Consider the following 1,561-nt stretch of genomic DNA (forward strand, 5'->3'; position numbering starts at 1 on the left):
CATCGCGCTGAACCAGATCTTCGCCCGTCACATCGTCCTTGCCTTCGACCTTCGGCGGGTTGAACTTGACGTGGTAGGTACGGCCGGAAGCCAGGTGGGCACGACGGCCTGCCATACGCTCGATGATGTCGCTGTCCGGCACATCGATTTCGAGGACGAACTCGATCGGCACGCCGGCATCCTTCATGGCCTGGGCTTGCGGAATGGTGCGCGGGAAACCGTCGAACAGGTAGCCGTTCTTGCAGTCGTCCTGGGTCAGGCGCTCCTTGACCATGCCGATGATGACGGCATCCGGCACCAGGCCGCCTGCATCCATGTGCTTCTTGGCTTCCAGACCGAGCGGGGTACCGGCCTTGACCTGGGCGCGCAGCATGTCGCCGGTGGAAATTTGTGGAATGCCGAACTGCTTGCTGATAAAAGTAGCTTGCGTTCCTTTACCGGCGCCAGGAGCGCCCAACAAAATCAATTTCATGAATAGTCCCTCTGGTTTTTGCTTCGGAATTCTTGTTGTCGGCAGTCGTGGCGGCCGTTTACCAAGATTTGAAAATTACTCGCTATTTCCGGCACGGTCAAACAGTTTGCGCATCCGCTCGGCATCCTCCGGCGTATCCACGCCGGGTGCCGGCGCAGCGTCGATCAGGGTCACGCTGATGCGGTAGCCATGCCACAGGGCACGCAGTTGTTCGAGCGATTCAAAGTGCTCGGTTGGCGCCGCGGATAGTCCGGCATAAGCCTTCAGGAAGCTGGCCCGGTAGGCATACAGCCCGACATGGCGATAGGCCGGAAAACCGGCCGGCAAGGTCATACCGCCATCTTCCCGGGCAAAGTGGTCGCGCGCATAGGGGATCGGTGCCCGCGAAAAATAAGCGGCATCACCATCGGCCCGGCACACGACCTTCACCACATTGGGATTGAAGAAATCGGCCGCATCGTTGATTGGATGCGCCACCGTGGCGATATCGGCACCGCTCGCCGCCAGTTGGCGGGCAGTTTGCAAGATGACCTCCGGCTCAATCAGCGGTTCGTCCCCCTGCACATTGACAATGATGGTATCGCTGCCCCACCCGCGTTGCTCAACCACCTCGGCCAGACGATCGGTGCCGGTCGGATGATCGCTGCGCGTCATCAGCGCGGCCACTTCATGCGCCTCGGCTGCCGCCCGGACTTCCGGGTGATCGGTCGCCACCCAGATTTCCTCTGCACCGGACAGCCGCGCCCGCTCGGCAACGCGGACAACCATCGGCTTGCCGCCAAGATCGAGCAGCGGCTTGGCCGGCAGGCGGGTCGACGCGTAGCGCGCCGGGATGACAACCTTGAAGGACAGACCGGACATTACTGCCCATCCGCCGGCAGTTGACGCGCCTCATCCTCCAGCATGATGGGAATATCGTCACGGATCGGGAAGGCCAGCTTGCAGGGTTTGCAGACCAGTTCCTTTTCCGCCTTGCGGTGTTCGAGATTGCCCTTGCAAATCGGGCAGACGAGAATATCAAGCAGCCTGGCGTCCACGCAGTTTCTCCACAATGAGATCAATTAGGGCCGGTGACAATTCGGCCTCGAC

Annotated in this window: 3 protein-coding genes; all 3 read right to left on the reverse strand. The window is 60.9% G+C overall.

What is annotated here, in order from left to right; genetic code table 11:
- On the reverse strand, positions 1–472 hold a 472-nt coding region (gene adk, locus ACE3PP_RS19610; RefSeq protein WP_374384975.1), incomplete at its 3' end, for an adenylate kinase.
- Positions 473–547: 75 nt separating this feature from the next.
- Entirely contained in the window at positions 548–1,333 is a 786-nt protein-coding gene (gene kdsB, locus ACE3PP_RS19615) for a 3-deoxy-manno-octulosonate cytidylyltransferase (RefSeq protein ID WP_374384977.1), read from the reverse strand.
- Positions 1,333–1,509 carry a Trm112 family protein gene (locus tag ACE3PP_RS19620; protein ID WP_226418905.1) on the reverse strand — a complete coding sequence of 59 codons (177 nt, stop codon included), beginning with the start codon at positions 1,507–1,509 and terminating at the stop codon, positions 1,333–1,335. The genes kdsB and ACE3PP_RS19620 overlap by 1 nt, the downstream gene beginning before the upstream one ends.
- Positions 1,510–1,561: the final 52 nt, after the last annotated feature.

This window comes from Dongia sp. (genome assembly GCF_041910485.1).
In the GTDB taxonomy this organism is placed as follows: Bacteria; Pseudomonadota; Alphaproteobacteria; order Dongiales; family Dongiaceae; genus Dongia.